Below are 15,977 nucleotides of genomic sequence, written 5' to 3'. Positions count from 1 at the left end.
GACCGGTGGGGCATCAGAGTGAGTCGATGCTTTTGGCCTGCTCGGCAGCATTGCCCAGATATGTGGCCGGGGTCAGTGCCAGCAAGGCTTCTTTGGCGCTTTTAGGCAAGTCGAGCTGGTTCACGAAATCTTGCATCATGGGCTCGGTAATGGCCTTGCCGCGGGTAAAGGCTTTCAGCTTTTCATAGGGCTCTTCAATGCCGTAACGACGCATAACCGTCTGAATAGCCTCAGCCATGACTTCCCAGGCCTGGTTAAGATCCTGGTTCAGTCGATCCGGGTTGGCTTCCAGTTTTCTGATGCCTTTTTGAGTGGCCTGGTAGGCGATAAGGCTGTGCGCCAGGCCGACACCCATTGAGCGCAGTACGGTAGAGTCGGTCAGGTCTCGCTGCCAGCGGGAAATCGGCAATTTGGCCGTCAGGTGCGCCAGAATCGCATTGGCCAGGCCCAGGTTGCCTTCTGAGTTCTCGAAATCGATCGGGTTGACCTTGTGCGGCATGGTCGAACTGCCGACTTCACCGGCGATGGTGCGCTGCTTGAAGTACCCCAGTGAAATATAACCCCAGATGTCCCGGTCGAAATCGATCAGGATTGTGTTATAGCGGGCGATGGCATCAAAGAGTTCCGCCATGTAATCGTGTGGTTCGATCTGGGTGGTATAGGGGTTGAGTGTCAGGCCCAGTGACTGGATAAAGGTATCGGCGTTGGCGACCCAGTCGATGTCCGGATAGGCCGACAGATGGGCATTGTAATTGCCAACGGCCCCATTGATTTTCCCCAGGTATTCTACTGACTCGACCTGGCGGATCTGACGATCCAGGCGGTAGGCAACGTTCGCCATTTCCTTGCCCAGGGTGGTGGGTGAGGCAGTCTGGCCATGTGTGCGGCTGAGCATGGGCTGGTCGGCGTGTTTTTTTGCCAGGGCAGCAATGTCGTCACGAATCGTGCGCATCTGCGGCAGCAGTACGTCGACAATGCCGGTTTTCAGCATCAGTGCATGTGACAGGTTATTGATGTCTTCCGAGGTGCAGGCAAAGTGAACAAATTCAGTCACCTGGCTAAGTTCGTCCAGCTCACTTAAGCGAGTTTTCAGGAAATACTCGATCGCTTTGACATCGTGGTTGGTGGTGCGCTCAATGGCTTTGATGGCTTCGGCATCGGCCAGTGAGAACTGATCTATGATGGCATCCAGAAAGGCATTGGCTTCGTCTGAAAAAGGCGCCAGCTCGGCAATGTCAGCGTGACTGGCCAGTTGCTGCAGCCAGCGCACTTCGACCGTGACCCGGGCTTTGATCAGGCCATATTCGCTGAAAACAGACCGAAACGCTTCGGTTTTGGAGCCATATCGGCCATCTATTGGGGAGATCGCGGTGAGCGCATTTAATTCCATGGTGCCAGGTTCCCGTCAGTGCATGCGTGAAGGCGGGCGATTATACCGGTCAGCCGCCAGACAGGCCAATGCTTCGGGCGCGAATGCTCGGGCTGGCTGCATCGCCTCGAGGCCTCGACGGGTGGCAGGGCTGCTCCTGCGGGGGCGCTGTGAATACTTCCATGTAGGCTTAACTTCGGGATATGAATCCCATCCATGGGATTCACCCTACGAGCTCGCTTCGCTCATGCTAAAACGCTCCCGGCGATTTAGTCCATGCCTCAGATACCCCCGCAGAAGCAGCCCTGCCACCCATCGCTCTTCTGTTGCTAACTCCGAAACAAACACTTAAAGATGCCGAATGGTTTGTCTAAATTCTGGCAAGCAGCTGCTCAGCGGTATCATGCAGTTTTGAGCGCTTCACCACGATATGCCAGCGGCGGCCGCCCAGTTGATGCCACAAGTGGGCGCTGCGTATGCCAAACAGCAGAGCCGTGCGAACCTGTTCGGCGATGTTCGGGTTCTGCAGGTAGGAAGGGTTGCCCATAACCCGGATGCGAAAATCCAGTTTGCTGACGCTTTGCTGGTAGCTGTTGGCGACGGCGGCAATGACCGATTCATGCAGGGCATCATCGAAATAAGCGCACTGATCAACCGCCCGCGTCAGGTGCTGGCTGAGCGCCTCCATCAAGTCATCCCGTGCCGTGAGCTTTTTTTGGGCATGCAAAATGCCCATGGCATAGCGCAGTACATCCGGTGACATACCCTTGCCACGCTTTGCCAGCACTTCCTTAAGCCCCTCAAGCCCGGTTTTCACGCCTACAATGCCACCATAGACCTCTTCAACCGAGCTCGGATTCAGGTTAAGCACGGTGCGAATACTCTGCTCAAGTCGAGGGCGCTCCAGGCTGCCCTGGCGTGCCAGCTGCTCGACCATCAGAGCGGACTGGAATACGCCAGACAGTGCCAGAACCTGATTGCTAAACTGATTCATTAACTTCCTTAATGCTTTTTATATCAAAGGGTTGAGTAGCATTGTTAATGTTGAATATGTCTTATTGGGCGATACCTAATCCCGGGGTTCAGCCGTGGTACTTCACCAGGTGCGCTCGATAACACCACCACCGAGGCAGACTTCGCCATCGTAGAAAACGGCAGATTGTCCGGGGGTAATGGCCCGCTGTGGTTGTTCAAACTCAACCCGGTAGCCGTTGTCGGTTGCGGTAATCTGACAGGCCTGGTCGGGTTGCCGGTAACGGTGCTTGCACATCAGTCTGGCTGGCAGTGCAGGGGCTTCACCGGCCACCCAATAGACCGAAGGCAGGGCCAGTTGCTGAGTGAAGAGCGCTGGGTTGTCCGTTCCCTGCACCACGGTCAATACGTTCCGTTCCAGGTCTTTGGCTGCGACAAACCAGGGGGCTTCGGGGTGGTTGCGGGTACCGCCGATGCCCAGCCCCTGCCGCTGGCCGATGGTGTAGTACATCAGCCCCTGGTGTTCTCCGATTACCTCGCCGCTGTCGGTTTCTATCGTTCCCGGGCGGGCGGGCAAGTATTGCTTCAGAAAGTCACTGAAGCGGCGCTCGCCAATAAAACAAATGCCGGTGCTGTCTTTCTTGCGGGCTGTCGCCAGCTGGTACTTTTCGGCAATACGGCGTACTTCCGGTTTTTCCAGCTCACCGACCGGAAACAGGGTTTTCGCAAATTCTTCGTGGCCGACAGCATGCAGGAAATAGGACTGGTCTTTATTGGTATCCAGGCCGCGCAGCAGTTGGGTGCCCTGGTCTGTGGTTCGGGTTCGGGTGTAGTGCCCCGTGGCGATTTTGTCGGCTCCGAGCGTCAGGGCGTAGTCGAGAAAAGCTTTGAACTTGATCTCCCGGTTGCACAGGATATCCGGGTTGGGGGTTCTTCCAGCCTGGTATTCTTCCAGAAAATGTTCAAATACGTGATCCCAATACTCCGCCGCAAAATTAGCCTTGTGCAGGTGAATGCCCAGCCGGTCGCTGACGGCTTGGGCATCCGCAAGGTCTTCCTTTGCTGTGCAGTATTCAGTGCCGTCGTCTTCATCCCAGTTTTTCATGAACAGGCCTTCGACCTGGTAACCGGCCTCCAGCAGCAATGCTGCCGTTACAGAAGAATCGACACCGCCGGACATACCGACGATGACTTTGGTTGAGGCAGCTGAAGTCATGGGGTTAAAGGCTCCCGGGGGCAATCATGGGGTGAATGAGTGACAGAGGATACCGCTGTCCGGCCTGATAATCGGCCAGTGCCTGGCTGACCAGTGCGCTGCGCAGCGGGTAGTGACCAGCAAGCAGCTGTTCCACAGACAGCCAGTCTACGGCCAGAATATCGGTGTCACGCGGGCTGTTTTCAACCCATTCGGGCTGATCGGCTGTGAAGCAAACGCGCAAATAATGAATGCCGGTGGTGGGGTGCACGGATTGATAGATGCCAACCAGTCCGGTCAGACGCACCTGGTACTGGGTCTCTTCCAGCGTTTCCCGGCGCGCGGCATCCAGAAGAGACTCTCCCGGTTCGACATGACCGGCAGGCTGGTTCCATCCATTTATACCGTTATCATTTTCATTGACCATCAATATGCGCTGGTTTTCTTCTACAATAACGGCTGTTGTGAGATGGGGCATTTCAGGTGCTGCAGCCATGTTGTCTCCTGTAGCGGCAGTGTAAATGAAGCCGTTCGTTTGCGCCGCGGTGTTGCAACGAACAGGAACAGGGTACGCTTTAGCATCTGGACACTGTTCGTATCCGTCACAAGTCTTTTGCATTCAAACCAGAGCGTTGGCAGCCTACTGGACGTAAAATGAATCATAACAAGAGCGTTACACTGACGTCTGCTGCGCTCATACGCGAACCGAGATTAAGGAACCCGGCATGATCATCAAACCCAAGGTACGTGGTTTTATTTGCACCACCGCACACCCAACGGGCTGTGCTCTGCACGTTCAGGAGCAGATCGACTATGTAAAAGCCCATCCGCCTGCTGCAGAAGGCCCCAAAAACGTGTTGGTGATTGGCTCTTCAACTGGCTATGGCCTGGCGTCGCGCATTGTCTCTGGCTTTGGCTTCAAGGCCAATACTCTGGGGGTCATGTTCGAAAAAGAACCGACTGAGCGTCGCACTGCCTCGGCGGGTTGGTACAACACCCGAGCCTACGAGAAAGCTGCAACCGAGGCGGGATTATACGCTATAACCTTCAATGCCGATGCGTTCAGTCACGAATGCAAGGCAGAAGTGATCGAAGAAATCAAGGCGTCAATGGGCAAGGTGGACCTGGTGGTCTACAGCCTGGCCTCTCCGCGTCGCAAAGACCCCGATACCGGCGACGTCTATATGTCGACCTTGAAGCCAATCGGCGAGGCGGTGACCCGCAAGAGTTTGAATACCGATACCCGGGAGGTGTCCGAGGTCACTCTGGAACCGGCGAATGACGATGAAATCGCCAATACCATCAAGGTGATGGGCGGGCAGGACTGGGAATTGTGGCTAAAAGCACTGGCTGACGCCGATGTATTGGCCGAGGGTGCCAAGACAACAGCCTACACCTACATCGGCCGCGAGCTCACGTTCCCTATATACGGCGAAGCCACCATTGGCCGCGCCAAGGAAGACCTTGATCGCGCAGCGGCGGCCATTGACCATTCACTGAAATCCAGCCTAGGTGGCAGTGCACGTGTCTCGGTACTGAAAGCACTGGTTACTCAGTCTAGTTCTGCCATCCCGGTCATGCCGTTGTACATCTCTTTGCTGTATCGGGTGATGAAAGAGCAGGGCACGCACGAAGGTTGCATTGAGCAGATCAATACGCTGCTGACGGGCGAGCTTTACTCGGGGAAAGATGAGCTCACGCTGGATGAACATGGCCGGGTGCGTGTGGACCTGAAAGAGCTGACCGACGAAGTGCAGAGTCGGGTTGAGACATTGTGGCACCAGGTAACAACGGAAAACCTTACCGAATTGTCCGACTTCGAGGGTTACCAGAGGGAGTTTTTCCGCCTGTTCGGCTTCGGCTACGACCAGGTGGATTATGACCAGGACGTTGACCCGGTCGTTTAATCCCCTTAGCTCCTATAGATGAGGCGCCTGGTGGGCGCCTTTTTTTACCCTTGACGTTTATACCGTTATCTAAAACGCACCCTATCGCGATTTCCCGAAACTCCCCACTTGCCAAATCATCGAGCGCACAATGACCGATTTTCCAGCGAATCAGCCTTAGCGTCGGGTAGCCGATATGAGCGGTCATCCGCCGTACCTGACGGTTTCGTCCCTCGGTGATGACCAGTTGTAACCACTGGGTCGGGATGTCTTTGCGCTCTCTGATGGGGGGGTGTCTTGGCCATAACGCTTCAGGCTCATCGATGAGTGTGACCTGTGCGGGTTGTGTCATGCCGTCTTTCAGTTTTACGCCCTGGCGCAACAGTGCGAGATCAGCTTCTGAGGGTATGCCTTCCACCTGAACCAGGTAGGTTTTTTCAATCTTGTTGGCTGGGTGGGCCAATTGATGTATCACGGCACCATCATCACTGAGCAACAGCAAGCCTTCGGAATCAAAATCCAGGCGACCAGCAGCGTACACCCCGGGAATCGGGATAAAATCGGCCAGGGTGCTGCGGGGGAGTCCGGAACGTTCGTCGGTAAACTGACATAGCACCTGAAAGGGTTTGTTAAACATGATTAAGGAGGTCATTGCGAGTGTTCTGGGCCTTTTAGAGGTGTTATCCGTGCAACCCGGCGTGCAACGCATGGTACCAAAGTCACATCCGTTGGTGCTGTAAGTGGACAAACGATTCCGTTATACTCCGCCGCCGTTGAAACCATAATACACAGATGGAGTGAACCATGGGATATCAGAAAATTGAAGTGCCGGCCGGCGAGAAAATCACGGTCGACGCCAAAGGTACCCTGACTGTACCCAACAACCCTATTATCCCGTTCATCGAAGGCGATGGCATCGGCGTAGACGTAACACCGCCGATGATGGCGGTTATCGATGCTGCGGTCGCCAAGGCGTATGGCAGCGAGCGCAAAATCAGCTGGATGGAAGTTTACGCGGGTGAAAAAGCCACCACCATCTACGATGCAGATACCTGGCTGCCTACCGAAACACTGGATGCCTTCCGTGAGTTCAAAGTGGGGATCAAAGGCCCGCTGACCACGCCTGTAGGCGGCGGTATTCGCTCACTGAACGTTGCCATCCGCCAGGAACTCGATTTGTTTGTTTGCCAGCGTCCGGTGCAGTGGTTTACCGGTGTACCTAGCCCGGTAAAAGCCCCTGGCGACGTCGACATGGTGATCTTCCGTGAAAACTCCGAAGACATCTATGCCGGTGTTGAATGGAAAGCAGGCAGCCCTGAAGCTGAGAAGGTCATCAAGTTCCTGCGCGAAGAAATGGGCGTCACCAAGATTCGCTTCCCTGAAATGTGCGGTATTGGTGTCAAGCCAGTGTCGGAAGAGGGCACCAAGCGACTGGTGCGTCAGGCACTGCAGTACACCGTTGATAACGACCGTGACAGCCTGACTCTGGTTCACAAGGGCAACATCATGAAGTTCACCGAAGGTGCCTTCAAAGACTGGGGTTACGAGCTGGCCAAGGAAGAATTTGGTGCAGAATTGCTCGACGGTGGCCCCTGGATGCAGTTCAAGAACCCCAAAACAGGCAAGAACATCGTGGTAAAAGATGTTATCGCCGATGCCATGCTGCAACAGATTCTGTTGCGTCCGGCCGACTATGACGTTATAGCCACATTGAACTTGAATGGCGATTACCTGTCTGATGCCCTGGCGGCGGAAGTAGGCGGTATCGGTATTGCACCGGGAGCCAACCTGTCTGACGACGTGGCCGTGTTTGAAGCCACCCACGGTACAGCGCCGAAGTATGCTGGCCAGGACAAGGTTAACCCGGGTTCACTGATTCTGTCTGGCGAGATGATGCTGCGTCACATGGGCTGGATCGAAGCGGCTGATCTCGTACTGAAAGGCATGGCCGATGCCATTGCTTCCAAACGCGTAACTTACGATTTCGAGCGTCTGATGGACGGTGCGACCCTGGTGAAGGCTTCCGAGTTCGGGCAGGAAATCATCAAGCAGATGGATAACTGAGCGTAATACGATGGTGAGGGGTCTTTAACGAGACCTTGCACATCCAAAAAAGCCTGGCAATTGCCAGGCTTTTTTTATCCTTCAACGGAAGTTGGCTGTCTGTGCCAGCCAATTCGGTTTAGTCAGGGTAATCGCTGGTTGCGCGCTCCTTGGCAGGCTGGGCTGTTTCAGTAGACTGGGCAGGGGAGGCGGCTGTTTGCGCACCGGGCTCAGGTAATGCACGAATGTTAACAGCATGAATGCCGCGATCAGCCTTGACGGTGTCAAATTCCACCGGTTGTCCGGCCTTGAGTGTCTTGTAGCCTTCCATCTGAATGGAGGAGAAATGGGCAAACAGGTCTTCTTCATGTTCGTCACAAACGACGAAGCCGAAACCTTTTGCATTGTTGAACCACTTTACTTTCCCTACGGGCATAACGGACTCCTTACGACCACGTTAAATTACAACTTGAAAGCGACCAGGCCCACTTGCTTGACCGGGTCAACCCCTGTTCACAATGACACCTAGGTAGAGATGGACAGCCACTCATTGGCAGGGTGTTGTTCAGTCTCCGGCCAGCCTCTTCCCTGAGTCTCGTGAGAGACTTGTTGGTTTGAACCGTTCCACCCAGCGAGTTGCATTTCGAGGTAACGATATGCAATGCTCTGTAAGGTTCATACCCAACCCGTCCACAGCCAGACGTTACACGCCTTGCAGGGGAAATACCGACGACTCGTTGGCATACCCAACGGTTATTCACTAACCTTACCTGCGTTCTGTGAGCGGTTGTATTCAACAGCCACGATACATCGACTACTAGGACTACCAGGCCTCATCGACCACCGATTCGAGCTGTACAGTATTCATACAGATCTAACGGTTAGGCTATGGTTGGTTGTTGAACCATTGAAGTCAAGCACCAACTCGCTGAGTTATGAAGCAGCGCACGTTGTGTTCACCTGATGTTACTGAAAATACGCCCGGTTCAGCGCGGCTACGGGAACTTTAACACCGGTCGATTGCTTGAGCCCGGCGATATGTCACGCATAATTGGGCTTGCAGGAAAACATCCTGTCGTTGAGTCATTGGAAAACCACCGGGTCAGCCCCACCGTATAATCTGAATGAGTTTGAACATCGACCTATGACCATTACTACTACTGGAAAACCAGATCTGTACGACGCCGGAATGAATAGTATTCACGCTGGCACCCCACGGCTGGGGCCCGACGAGCCCGAGCAGGGAGACGACTATGGCGTCGCCACCCGGACTCAGGATCCGGAGCTTAAGCAACCCCCTCTTTACCGGGTGATTTTGTTGAACGACGACTACACCCCAATGGAGTTCGTGGTACACATACTCGAGAACTTTTTTTACATGTCCCGGGAAAAGGCGACTCAAGTCATGTTAGCAGTGCACACTCAAGGCAAAGGTGTGTGCGGCGTCTATACTAGAGATATCGCGGAAACCAAGGCAGCCATGGTGAACCAGTATTCCAGGGACAATGAACATCCCCTGGTGTGTGAGGTAGAAAAGGCAGATGACCAGTGATCAGCAAGAGGGTTATATACCATGCTAAGTAAAGATCTCGAATTGACGCTGAATAATGCGTTCAAAGATGCGCGGGGCAAGCGGCATGAGTTCATGACCGTGGAGCACCTGTTGCTGGCGTTGCTGGACAATCATGCTGCAGCCGAAGTGCTGACGGCCTGTGCTGCCGACATTCCGCAACTGCGTCGCGACCTGACGGAATTCATTGATTCCACAACTCCCCTGATTCCGATTGACGATGAAGACCGTGAAACCCAGCCAACCCTGGGATTCCAGCGGGTCTTGCAGCGTGCTGTGTTCCACGTTCAGTCGTCCGGCAAGAAAGAGGTAACTGGCGCTAATGTGCTGGTGGCCATTTTCTCCGAGCAGGAAAGCCAGGCGGTGTTCTTCCTCAAACAGCAAAGCATCTCTCGCATCGATGTGGTGAACTTTATTGCCCATGGCATCTCCAAGGTGCAAAGCGAGAATGCCCAGCCGAATGAAGACTTTAACGCCGATCAGCAAGAAGAAGGCGGTGGCGATGGTGTTCAGGGCAGTGCACTGGAGAGCTTTGCCTCTAACCTGAACGAATTGGCCCGCAAGGGGCAGATCGACCCGCTGGTAGGGCGCGAGCACGAAGTTGAGCGCGTCATTCAGATCCTGTCGCGGCGGCGTAAGAATAATCCGCTGCTGGTCGGGGAAACCGGGGTGGGTAAAACCGCCATTGCCGAAGGCCTGGCCAAACGTATCATTGACAATGACGTGCCAGAAATCATGGAAGGGGCTCAGGTCTTTTCCCTGGATCTGGGCGCCTTGCTCGCCGGTACCAAGTATCGGGGTGATTTCGAAAAACGCCTGAAGACGCTGCTGGCCGAGTTGAAGAAAAAAGAAAAATCGATTCTGTTTATCGATGAAATCCATACCATCATTGGTGCCGGGGCGGCCTCTGGCGGCGTGATGGATGCCTCCAACCTGCTCAAGCCGATGCTCAGCTCGGGAGAGCTCCGGTGCATGGGGTCTACAACATTCCAGGAATTTCGTGGAATTTTCGAGAAAGACAGCGCATTAACCCGTCGTTTCCAGAAAATTGACGTCAATGAGCCGTCGGTCGATGAAACCTATCGCATTCTGAAAGGGCTGAAGTCGCGTTTTGAGGAGCATCACCACCTCAAGTACACCGATAAATCCCTGAAAGCGGCTGCAGAACTGTCGGCCCGGTACATCACCGACCGCCACCTGCCGGATAAAGCCATTGATGTCATCGATGAAGCGGGTGCGGCTCAACGTCTGTTGCCTGCCAGCAAACGCAAGAAGTCGATTAACGTCAGTGATGTTGAAAAAGTCATCGCCTCAATTGCCCGCATTCCGGAAAAAAGTGTCAGCCGTAACGACAAGGAAGTGCTGGAGCATCTGGAGCGTAACCTGAAGATGACCGTCTTCGGGCAGGAGCAAGCCATTGAGCAACTGGCCTCGTCGATCAAGCTGGCCCGTGCTGGTCTGAAATCGGTCGACAAGCCAATCGGGTCCTTCCTGTTTGCCGGCCCGACCGGGGTGGGCAAAACAGAGGTGTCGAAACAACTGGCCGATTCTCTGGGTATTGAGCTGTTGCGGTTTGATATGTCGGAATACATGGAGCGTCACACCGCGTCGCGTCTGATCGGGGCTCCTCCGGGGTACGTCGGGTTCGATCAGGGTGGCTTGCTGACCGATGGGGTGTCCAAACATCCGCACTGTGTGCTGTTGCTCGACGAAATTGAAAAAGCGCACCCGGATGTCTTCAACTTGCTGCTGCAGGTCATGGACCACGGTACTTTGACCGACAACAATGGGCGCAAGGCAGATTTCCGTAATGTCATTCTGATCATGACCAGCAACGCCGGTGCGCAGGAAATCAATCGCCGGTCTATGGGCTTCCTGGAGCAGGACAATAGCACCGACGGGATGGAAATGATCCGCAAGCAGTTCACGCCGGAGTTCCGCAACCGTCTGGATGCCATCGTTCAGTTCAAGGCACTGCCGATTGCCGTGGTTACCAGCATTGTCGACAAGTTCCTGACCGAGCTGCAGGCTCAGCTGGATGACAAGCGCGTCATGATGGAGGTGGACGATGAGGTTCGCGCCTGGCTCGCCGAGAAAGGATACGACGAGCACATGGGCGCCCGCCCAATGAGCCGTCTGATTCAGGAGAAGGTGAAGCGCCCATTGGCCGACATGATTCTATTCGGCCCGCTGTCTCGTGGCGGTACCGTCTACGTGCACATCCGTAACGATGAGCTGACGCTGGAAGTCGAGGAAGAAGCAGAGACGGTCTGAGGTGTAAGAACGTTAGGTATTATTAAAAAGGCACCTCCGGGTGCCTTTTTTTGTTTGTCTGAGTCGTGTGCAGAGCGCACAGACAAAAAAACACCCGTAGGGTGTTCTTTTACATGGGGTCTGGCGGTTGTTTTAGGTCGCATGACCCAGACTACGTGCGTTAGCGGGCGCGGTAAACGATACGACCTTTGGTCAGGTCGTAAGGTGTCAGTTCGACCTTGACCTTGTCGCCCGTCAGGATGCGAATGTAGTTTTTACGCATTTTCCCTGAAATATGGGCAGTAATGACATGGCCATTTTCGAGTTTGACCCGGAACATGGTGTTGGGAAGGGTATCGAGAATCTCGCCTTCCATTTCAATAACGTCTTCTTTTGCCATATATGCTTGTACACACCTTTGATTAAGACCGCTGAGGCTGACTACTGGGTGTCAACCTCATGTAAGTATGGGAACCGGCGGGCATTCTGCCTGAATTTCCGGCATTTATCAAAAAACTGGGCAAATTCAGGTATTTGTCTGGAAAATCGGTACCTTGGGAGGCAGGGTGGTGCTCTCAATTACTCAATACCAACGGCGTCGATCAGGTGATCATCGAGCAGCCGCCAGTGCCGGTTGATCAGCACTTCTAGCGGCCGGTAATCGGCCTTGTAGGTCATTTGCGCCGACCCCGGCACCCAGTAGCCCAGATACAGAAATGGCAGGTTCAGGGTTTCGCACAGCTGTATCTGAGTCAGGATGCTGAACACCCCCAGTCCGCGCTGGCTTTGAGCGGGATCAAAAAAGGTGTAAGTGGCTGACAATCCGGTTTCCATGCGGTCGGTAAAGGCAACCGCCACGACCTGATCGTTCTGTCTGACTTCAAGAATGAACGCAAGATCGGGCCGGCTGACCAGAAATTCACGATAGCTGTCTTCCGATGGTGGGTACATGTCGCCCTGGTAATGCCGGTGACTGATGTAAGCCTCATACAGGCGATAATGCTCGGAATTGTACTGACAGGGCAGGCGACGCACGCTGAGGTCCTGGTTTTTAGCCAGAATGCGCCGGAAACGACGCTTCCAGTGAAACTGAGCGACGCGCACCCGGGATGGCATACAGGCCCCGCAGGCTTCGCAATCTGGCCGGTACAGATGGTGACCGCTGCGCCGGAAACCCAGGTGCATCATCTGTTCATAGAGGGGCAGGGAGAAGTGCAGATCCGGATCGAGAAACAGGGTCCGTGCCTGCTGTCCGTCCAGATAGCTGCAATTGTGCTCACCGGTTCGGTACAGCTTGATGGTGTCTTCCTGTTGCTCGGACTCAGGTTTCATTGGCAACATCCCGAACAGAAGAAATTGATGGTGCAGCCGGACTGCCCTGGTTGATGCGACTTGAGATAGCCTGGTTCAGGGCTACCGCATCGGGAAACGACACTGCGCGACGTTGTCGGGGCAATTGTTGCTCGAACCATGGTCGTTCAACCTCCCGGGCACCGAGACTTGCCAGGTGATCATTATAGACCTGGCAATCGATTAGGCGCAGCGATTGCAGCAGAGCGGCTTCTTGCAGCGCCAGCAAAGCCAGTTTAGAGCCGTTGGTGCGCCGCGAGAACATACTTTCGCCGAAAAAAACGCCATCAATGCCGATACCGTAAAGGCCACCTAGTAGATTGTCATCCCGCCATACCTCAATGGAATGAGCCCAGCCCAACTGATGCAGTTCTGTATAGGCGTCGCGCATTGGCGCGGTGATCCAGGTGCCTGGTTGACGGGCTCTCGGGGCCTGACAAGCCTCTATAACCCGGTTAAAGGCGGTGTTGACGGTGACCGTCGGTGGTGCCTGGCGGTAGGCTTTGCGAAGGCTGCGAGACAGGTGCATCTCGCCCGGTAACAGCACCATGCGCGGCTCGGGAGACCACCACAGAATGGGCTCGCCGTCGCTGTACCAGGGGAATATGCCTCGCTCATAAGCGGTCAGCAGCCACTCGGGAGTCAGCGCGCCGCCCGCCGCCAGCAAGCCTGGCGGATTGGCCAGAGCCTTGGTAGTCGGTGGAAACCAGGCGTTCTGTTCAGCCTCCAGCCAGCTTAGTTGTGGCATAAAAATGCTCGGTGTATCAATAAGTTGGGCTTCATACTGTGGTATCTTAGTGCTCTTTGACATGGACTGCCACGCCCGGACGGATCAGCGTATCCTCAGGCTGTGTTGAACGGCCGCCGAGTGCTTTCTGTGCCCGGGGTGCTTCAGCTAGAATGCGAGCCTGCAACGATATGCAGGGCAGGGACCTTAAAGCCAAACATGACCGACCCACTAAACAGGTAACTTCGATTTGACGCAAAAGAACGCTTCGGCACGCAAGGAACTCTCACGAGCGCGTGACGACCACAGAGTTCTGGATGTAAAACAGCGCTTGCTGCACGAGGGCAGTTTACTGCTGTCTCTGGCGGTGGGCGTCTATCTGCTGATTGCTCTGGCCTCTCACCATCCGTCCGACCCGGGCTGGGCCTACTCCGGTGCGGGCGAAGGGGTCCGCAACATGGCGGGCACGGCTGGGGCCTACCTGTCGTCATTGCTGTTCAGCCTGGTCGGTGGTCTGGCCTATGGCTTGCCGGCCATTTTCCTGTTTAGGGCCTGGGCAACGTTTCGCGATCGCAAGGCCGGGCTGCACTGGAACCCGCTGTTGATCGCCATCCGCACACTCGGCTGGGCGCTCTTTGTCTGTGTCAGCAGCGCCCTGGCAACGGTGCATATTGCCAGCAATCAAACCGCAAGCGCCGGAGGCTGGCTGGGCATTGAACTTTCGGAGTGGATATTCCCAATTCTGGGCATGACCGGTACGACTTTGTTGCTGGTCGTACTGTGGTTCATCTCGCTGACGCTGGCTATGAATGTGTCCTGGTTGCGGTTGATGGAGCGCATTGGTCGATTGCTGCTTTCCGGCGTCACTGCGTTGCGTGACAGCCTGCAGTCGCGCCGTCGCCGTAAGGCGGAAAAAGCCCAGGTCAGGCAGGTGGTTGAAACCCGTAAGGCCAATCTCGACATTCAGATCGAGAAACAGTCGAAGCGCAAGCCGCCTCAGATCAAGCCGTTGCAGCCTAAAACCACCGAACCCAGCGAACGCATGCAGAAAGAGAAGCAGCAGCCGCTTTTTACCGGGGGCGACTCCAATACCCCGCTGCCGGCTCTGAGCCTGCTGACTTCTGGTGAGCACGACACCAATAATGGCTACAGCCAGGAAGCGCTGGAAGCCATGTCACGCATGCTGGAAATCAAACTCAAAGACTTTAATGTCGATGCCGAGGTGACCGAAGTCGCTCCGGGCCCGGTCATTACCCGCTTTGAAATTCAGCCGGCAGCCGGGATCAAGGTGTCTAAAATATCAAACCTGGCGAAGGACCTGGCGCGTTCAATGGCACTGGTCAGCGTTCGGGTCGTGGAGATCATTCCCGGCAAAACGACCGTGGGTATCGAGATCCCCAATGAAAAACGCGACATTGTGCGGCTGAGCGATGTTTTGCAGTCCAGCGCCTACGACAAAGCCAAATCAGCACTGACGTTGGCCCTAGGCCATGACATCGGCGGTGCCCCCGTTGTAGCCGATCTGGGCAAAATGCCGCATTTGCTGGTCGCCGGTACCACCGGGTCCGGTAAGTCGGTCGGCGTAAACTCAATGCTGTGCAGCCTGCTGTTTAAGGCAACACCGGAGGAAGTAAGGCTGATTCTGGTTGACCCCAAGATGCTGGAACTGTCGGTTTATGAAGGCATTCCCCATTTGCTCACGCCGGTGATCACCGATATGAAAGACGCGGCCAATGGCCTGCGCTGGTGTGTTGCCGAGATGGAACGTCGCTACAAACTGATGTCGAAGGTTGGGGTGCGCAACATTGCCGGCTTCAACAAGAAGGTTGAAGATGCCCGGCGCGACGGTGAACCATTGCTCGACCCGCTCTATGAGCCCTTTGACACGCTTGATCCGCACGCACCAACCCCGGAACTGGAAACTCTGCCGTTTATTGTGGTGGTGGTCGATGAATTCGCCGACATGATGATGATTGTCGGTAAGAAGGTGGAAGAACTGATCGCCCGGCTGGCGCAAAAAGCCAGGGCGGCGGGTATTCACCTGATTCTCGCCACCCAGCGGCCCTCGGTGGACGTGATTACCGGTCTGATCAAGGCCAACATTCCCACCCGCATAGCGTTTCAGGTATCTTCCAAGATCGATTCCCGGACCATTCTGGACCAGGGCGGCGCCGAGCAGCTGCTGGGCCACGGCGATATGTTGTATCTGCCGCCGGGCACCGGTTTGCCGGTTCGGGTGCACGGTGCCTTTGTCGACGACGATGAGGTTCACCGTGTGGTGGCCGAGTGGAAGAAGCGCGGTCAGCCCGACTACATCGAGGAGATTCTGGCCGGTGGCGAAGCCGACCTGCCGGGCGTTCCTTCACTGGACGATGGTGAAGACAACCCCGAAAGCGACCCGCTGTTCGATGAAGCAGTGGCCTTTGTCACCCAGAGCCGTAAAGCCTCGATTTCTTCAGTACAGCGTAAATTACGCATTGGCTACAACCGGGCCGCTCGTCTGGTTGATACGATGGAGGCCGCCGGGATTGTCAGCTCGGCCGGCCACAATGGCAGCCGGGAAGTGCTGGCACCACCCCCGCCAGCGGGGTAACTGGTTGATATTAACCGCC

14 protein-coding genes are annotated in these 15,977 nt (G+C 55.3%); 5 read left to right on the top strand and 9 right to left on the bottom strand.

Annotated elements, in window-relative coordinates:
- Positions 1-13: 13 nt before the first annotated feature.
- The 4 genes from purB to ABJT94_RS11270 all read right to left on the bottom strand — a co-directional run bounded on the left by purB (position 14) and on the right by ABJT94_RS11270 (position 4,032).
- Positions 14-1,390: an adenylosuccinate lyase gene (gene purB / locus ABJT94_RS11285; RefSeq protein WP_348475233.1), complete on the bottom strand. Its 1,377-nt coding sequence runs from the start codon at positions 1,388-1,390 to the stop codon at positions 14-16.
- Positions 1,391-1,739: 349 nt separating this feature from the next.
- Complete coding sequence (gene hflD / locus ABJT94_RS11280) at positions 1,740-2,363, bottom strand: high frequency lysogenization protein HflD (protein ID WP_348475235.1); 624 nt, start codon at positions 2,361-2,363, stop codon at positions 1,740-1,742.
- 102 nt (positions 2,364-2,465) lie between these two features.
- Positions 2,466-3,557: a tRNA 2-thiouridine(34) synthase MnmA gene (gene mnmA / locus ABJT94_RS11275; RefSeq protein WP_348475237.1), complete on the bottom strand. Its 1,092-nt coding sequence runs from the start codon at positions 3,555-3,557 to the stop codon at positions 2,466-2,468.
- A gap of 4 nt (positions 3,558-3,561) precedes the next feature.
- Positions 3,562-4,032 carry an NUDIX hydrolase gene (locus ABJT94_RS11270; RefSeq protein WP_348475238.1) on the bottom strand — a complete coding sequence of 157 codons (471 nt, stop codon included), beginning with the start codon at positions 4,030-4,032 and terminating at the stop codon, positions 3,562-3,564.
- A 229-nt stretch (positions 4,033-4,261) separates the two neighbouring features.
- Between ABJT94_RS11270 and fabV the strand changes: the two genes are divergently transcribed.
- On the top strand, positions 4,262-5,443 hold the full coding sequence (fabV, locus tag ABJT94_RS11265; RefSeq protein WP_348475239.1) for an enoyl-ACP reductase FabV: 1,182 nt from the start codon (positions 4,262-4,264) through the stop codon (positions 5,441-5,443).
- Here the strand turns inward: fabV and ABJT94_RS11260 are convergent.
- Positions 5,337-6,074, bottom strand: a complete 738-nt coding sequence (locus ABJT94_RS11260) for a pseudouridine synthase (RefSeq protein ID WP_348475241.1) — start codon at positions 6,072-6,074, stop codon at positions 5,337-5,339. The genes fabV and ABJT94_RS11260 overlap by 107 nt on opposite strands.
- A gap of 152 nt (positions 6,075-6,226) precedes the next feature.
- On the opposite strand from ABJT94_RS11260, the gene icd reads away from it, so the two are divergent.
- Complete coding sequence (gene icd, locus ABJT94_RS11255) at positions 6,227-7,486, top strand: NADP-dependent isocitrate dehydrogenase (RefSeq protein WP_348475242.1); 1,260 nt, start codon at positions 6,227-6,229, stop codon at positions 7,484-7,486.
- Between the two features lie 118 nt (positions 7,487-7,604).
- Here icd and ABJT94_RS11250 read toward each other — a convergent pair whose 3' ends face one another.
- Positions 7,605-7,901: a cold shock domain-containing protein gene (locus tag ABJT94_RS11250; RefSeq protein ID WP_213677891.1), complete on the bottom strand. Its 297-nt coding sequence runs from the start codon at positions 7,899-7,901 to the stop codon at positions 7,605-7,607.
- A 753-nt stretch (positions 7,902-8,654) separates the two neighbouring features.
- Between ABJT94_RS11250 and clpS the strand changes: the two genes are divergently transcribed.
- Positions 8,655-9,017: an ATP-dependent Clp protease adapter ClpS gene (gene clpS, locus ABJT94_RS11245; RefSeq protein WP_348475244.1), complete on the top strand. Its 363-nt coding sequence runs from the start codon at positions 8,655-8,657 to the stop codon at positions 9,015-9,017.
- Positions 9,018-9,038: 21 nt separating this feature from the next.
- Positions 9,039-11,309, top strand: coding sequence for an ATP-dependent Clp protease ATP-binding subunit ClpA (gene clpA / locus ABJT94_RS11240; RefSeq protein WP_348475246.1), 2,271 nt, complete (start codon positions 9,039-9,041; stop codon positions 11,307-11,309).
- Between the two features lie 160 nt (positions 11,310-11,469).
- On the opposite strand, the gene infA is transcribed toward clpA, so the two are convergent.
- The 3 genes from infA to aat form a co-directional block, all read right to left on the bottom strand.
- Positions 11,470-11,688: a translation initiation factor IF-1 gene (infA, locus tag ABJT94_RS11235; RefSeq protein ID WP_008043370.1), complete on the bottom strand. Its 219-nt coding sequence runs from the start codon at positions 11,686-11,688 to the stop codon at positions 11,470-11,472.
- Between the two features lie 179 nt (positions 11,689-11,867).
- The gene (locus tag ABJT94_RS11230; RefSeq protein WP_348475248.1) at positions 11,868-12,620 is read right to left on the bottom strand and encodes an arginyltransferase; all 753 of its coding nucleotides are present in this window, start codon (positions 12,618-12,620) and stop codon (positions 11,868-11,870) included.
- Positions 12,610-13,386 carry a leucyl/phenylalanyl-tRNA--protein transferase gene (gene aat / locus ABJT94_RS11225; protein WP_348475249.1) on the bottom strand — a complete coding sequence of 259 codons (777 nt, stop codon included), beginning with the start codon at positions 13,384-13,386 and terminating at the stop codon, positions 12,610-12,612. The genes ABJT94_RS11230 and aat overlap by 11 nt, the downstream gene beginning before the upstream one ends.
- Positions 13,387-13,678: 292 nt before the next feature.
- Here aat and ABJT94_RS11220 point away from each other — a divergent pair, with 292 nt between their 5' ends.
- On the top strand, positions 13,679-15,958 hold the full coding sequence (locus tag ABJT94_RS11220; RefSeq protein WP_348475789.1) for a DNA translocase FtsK 4TM domain-containing protein: 2,280 nt from the start codon (positions 13,679-13,681) through the stop codon (positions 15,956-15,958).
- Positions 15,959-15,977 lie beyond the last annotated feature (19 nt).

Origin of the sequence: Saccharospirillum sp., from assembly GCF_039982735.1 — a bacterium.
In the GTDB taxonomy this organism is placed as follows: Bacteria; Pseudomonadota; Gammaproteobacteria; order Pseudomonadales; family Natronospirillaceae; genus Saccharospirillum.
This window is presented reverse-complemented; position numbering and strand designations above follow the sequence as displayed.